Origin of the sequence: Modicisalibacter xianhensis, assembly GCF_900113605.1 — a bacterium.
GTDB classification, from domain to species: Bacteria; Pseudomonadota; Gammaproteobacteria; order Pseudomonadales; family Halomonadaceae; genus Modicisalibacter; species Modicisalibacter xianhensis.
Genome location: NZ_FOPY01000037.1, coordinates 1 through 3,543, shown reverse-complemented (window position 1 = coordinate 3,543; position 3,543 = coordinate 1). Strand labels below are relative to the sequence as shown.

5 protein-coding genes are annotated in these 3,543 nt (G+C 61.2%); all 5 read right to left on the bottom strand.

Annotation, left to right across the window (positions count from 1 at the left end):
• The coding region (locus BM194_RS20325) for a proton-conducting transporter transmembrane domain-containing protein (RefSeq protein ID WP_280522561.1) at positions 1-869 on the bottom strand (869 nt) is incomplete at its 3' end.
• The gene (locus BM194_RS20320; RefSeq protein ID WP_092850679.1) at positions 869-1,174 is read right to left on the bottom strand and encodes an NADH-quinone oxidoreductase subunit NuoK; all 306 of its coding nucleotides are present in this window, start codon (positions 1,172-1,174) and stop codon (positions 869-871) included. The genes BM194_RS20325 and BM194_RS20320, both read right to left, overlap by 1 nt.
• A 27-nt stretch (positions 1,175-1,201) precedes the next feature.
• Positions 1,202-1,831, bottom strand: coding sequence for an NADH-quinone oxidoreductase subunit J (locus BM194_RS20315; RefSeq protein ID WP_092850753.1), 630 nt, complete (start codon positions 1,829-1,831; stop codon positions 1,202-1,204).
• A complete protein-coding gene (locus BM194_RS20310; RefSeq protein WP_092850750.1) occupies positions 1,828-2,754 on the bottom strand; it encodes an NADH-quinone oxidoreductase subunit H in 927 nt (308 codons plus the stop codon). Before BM194_RS20310 ends, BM194_RS20315 begins: the two co-directional genes overlap by 4 nt.
• Positions 2,741-3,543 (bottom strand): NADH-quinone oxidoreductase subunit D-related protein (locus BM194_RS20305; protein ID WP_092850748.1); only part of this gene is annotated, 803 nt, incomplete at its 5' end. The genes BM194_RS20305 and BM194_RS20310, both read right to left, overlap by 14 nt.

The window sequence follows — 3,543 nt, the reverse complement described above, 5'->3', positions numbered from 1 at the left end:
TAGGCCACGACACCGCCTGCCAAGGCGGTAGCCAAGCCCAACGTGATGGCAAGCGGCCCGAACCAGGCAACGGCGGCCATCTCCGCATGCAGCCGAATTACCAGATAGATACCTGCAGCGACCATGGTCGCTGCATGAAGCAATGCCGACACCGGTGTCGGCCCGGACATGGCGGCAAACAACCATGGTGAAAATGGAAGCTGGGCGGACTTGGCCGCTGCGGCCAACACGGCGCCGGCAACGAAGACATGCAACTGCCAGCCATCGAGTTGGGACAGCTCAGCGAAGGCAAACGAGCCAGTACCGGCAAATGCTGCCGCCGCGGCAATATACAGCCCCAGATCCCCAAAGCGAGTGACCAGGAACGCCCAGGCAGCATCCCGCAGGTTGTCGGATTCCTGCCATTCATGGGCAATCAGCGCCCACGAGCATGCCCCGACCAGTTCCCAGGCGATCAGCAGAGTGACCAGATCCTCGGCCAGTACGAGAAGCTCCATCGCCCCGACAAACGCCGTAAGCAGAGCGATCAACCTGGCGGGAGGACGCGTTGGTACGCGCTCACTGAGGGATTCAGACTCATGGTAGGCGCTATAGACAATAATTAATGTCGCGATCAGTGGCACAACAATGGCGAACACGCCACTTGCTGGTGTCATCCCAACCGACAGGACGATCTGTGAGCTCCAGCGATAGGCACCATCCCAGTCCCCCATGAGTGCCACACTCGCGAGCAGCAGGGTAACGACAGCCACTGCCGCCCCCGCCAGGCTCAACACGACACGGCCGCTATCCTTGCCAGGCCAGTGCTTGCCAAGCCAATACATGCCAGGGGCGGCAAGCAGCGGAAAAAGAGGAACAAGCCACAACATCAGTGCTTCAACCCGGTCAGTGACTCGGTCATGTCGGCCTGCTTACCGCGGAAGACCGCCACCACCAAGGCAAAGCCCATGGCCATCTCGATGGCCATCACTGCCATGACGATGATCGTCAGCAGTTGCCCTTCCGGCACGCCTGCCCCGCTAAAGGCCCAGAACGCCACCGCAGCCAGCATGACGCCATTGAGGATCATCTCCAGCCCCATCATCAACATCACGAACGATTGCTGAGAGAGCGCGCCGTAGATCCCGATACCGATCAGTGCCGCTGCCAATAGCAAAAGTGTGGTTAGTGTCATGCAAGCCTCCCTGCTTGTCTGTCCTGGTCAATGATGATGATGGTGGTGTTGATGACCGCCATCCTCGCCCTCTTCGTCCTCCTCGGGCTTGCCCGCCGGGTCGCCGCCCGGTTCCAGCCCCGGCGGTAGCGAGCCTTCTGCGGCCGCCCCATAGCGCCCCCGGTGACTCGACAACACCACTACACCGATCATGGTGGTGAGCAGTACAAGACCCGCCGACTCGAAGATCAGCATCGAGTCACCGAGCATTTCGTTGCCTAGTGACTTTACTGGGTCGAGACTTGCCGACACCGGCTGGTCAGGAAAGGCAGCAAACAGCGCCATGGCGCCTAGCACCAGGAAGCCGACAACCCCCGCCCCGATAGAGATACGCTCCTGGTGAACCATATTCATCGGGTTGAGGCCGGCAGGATTCATCATGAACATGACCATGAACAGCGCCATGACCGTCATTTCCACGGCCATCATGAAGAACATCGCCACGCCCAGGTATTCCGCTGCCAGCAGAATCATGATCACGCCCACGGCGATGAACGACACCAGCAGGAAAAAAGAGGCGCGTACCATCGAATCGGTACGAAACACTCGCCATCCGGTAACCACCGCGAGCGTGGCCAACAACAGAAACGCGATATCTACGCCAGTGCCGTGATTCATAGCAGCGCTCCTATGCCAGCCCACACCAGGTCGAGAAACGACAGCGGCAGCAGCACTACCCACATCAAGGTGACGCAGCGCTCAGGGGCAATACGCGGCAGTAACCGCCCAAGCAGTAGCAATACGAGCAGTACCGCCAGCATCTTTATCGCCATCCACAGCGGGCCGGGTAGCCAAGGTCCCAGCCAGCCACCCAAAAAAGCACTTGCTGCCACACCACTGAAAGCCACCAACATGGCCGCTCGCGCCACGTCCCAGACCAGCCGCGGGGGACCAGAAATTTCAGAGGCCGTGCCACCAGCCAGGTCCGTCGAATCGGCCAGGTTGAGCGGCCCCCAGAAGGTCATGCCCAGGCCGACGATCAGAAACAGTGGCAACCCCAGCGGCTGGCGTATGACGTTCCACAGCGCTTCCTGCGAGGCGACTACTTGAGTGAACTGCAGCGACTCGGCCGGCAATGCCACGCCAATCAGCACGAACATGCTGATCAGAATGTAGGAGAGCCCTAACGCCACATAACGGTAGCCGCCGATCAGAGCCAGCAGTGCATTAGCCGACCAGCCATGCAGAAAGATGACCACTGTCGCCAATGCTTCCACGCTGCCCCACAGCACCACACTAGTCACCAGATCAGTGGCGACCAGCGACTCCGACCACGGCACCACCGCCAGTCCGATTGCGGCTAACGCCAGGTACAGTGCCGGCGCCAGCCGCCAAGCCTGCCAGTCCGGTGCTTCGGTGGCATTGGCGTGCTGGATCATCAGCCAGGCCCCCCGGGCCATGGGGGCAAGCCAGACACTGCCTGCCTGAGGTGTGCCGAGTGCGCCGGCAATCAGCCGATCAAGCACCGCCACGACGTAGGCGCCGACAGTCAGCATGAATGTCACCATCAGTACTGGCAGGAACAGCTCATTTAAAAACATTTCCGGAGCCTCCCTGGACTACCCGAAGTTCATCAGGCGTCTGTGTTCCGCCCCCCTCGTCGACTACTGCCGCAACATCCAGGCTAGCCACAGTCGCCAGCGCCTCGCCCCACTCCAGGTCTGGCAGTACCTCGTCGAGGAGCGAGCTGGCATCCTCTGGGCCTTGCTCGGACCAAGGGCCACGCGGCGTCTCGATGCGATCCACCTCGCTCGTGTACACATTATCCCGTTCGGCCTGCTGCGCCAGACGGAGCGACTGGTCGATCTCGTCCAGGGTCTGCTGCCAGCGTGCTTGGGTATTACCATGACTCTGACACGCCGGTGAGAATCCCAGCCGACGATAGCCAGCGTCTTCCAAGCGCAGGTCATCATCCAGCCCGGCAGCACGAGCAGCCGGGCCACCAATTTGCCGGGCCTGCTCGGGATCGAGTACACCGCCTTCCATCGAAGACAGACGAAAGAAACCACTGCGCACCAGGCGACGGCGCAGCCCGCCCAGCGTGCTTGAGGTCGAAAGGTTCTGTGCCAGGCGCAAGGCGTCCAGACTGGCGTTCTCCAGCCCGGCAAGATGCAAGGCATGAAACAGACGATGCAGGTGATGGCGGGCCCGGGCGAGCTCAAGCTCGGCGATGGGAACCGGTCGTTCCCGGGCGGTGACGAATACCGGATCGAGGCTCTGCGGATACGGCGCGAACTGAGTGCTCCATGTTTGGACGAGATCACCCTGCAAGGTAATCTCCGCCATCATGCCGGGTGGAAATGCTGAGAAGAATGGCCCGAGCCGGAAGG

Coding starts and splice junctions, on each gene's coding strand:
- BM194_RS20320 (WP_092850679.1), bottom strand. CDS start 1,174: ATGACACTAACCACACTTTTGCTATTGGCAGCGGCACTGATCGGTATC.
- BM194_RS20315 (WP_092850753.1), bottom strand. CDS start 1,831: ATGAATCACGGCACTGGCGTAGATATCGCGTTTCTGTTGTTGGCCACG.
- BM194_RS20310 (WP_092850750.1), bottom strand. CDS start 2,754: ATGTTTTTAAATGAGCTGTTCCTGCCAGTACTGATGGTGACATTCATG.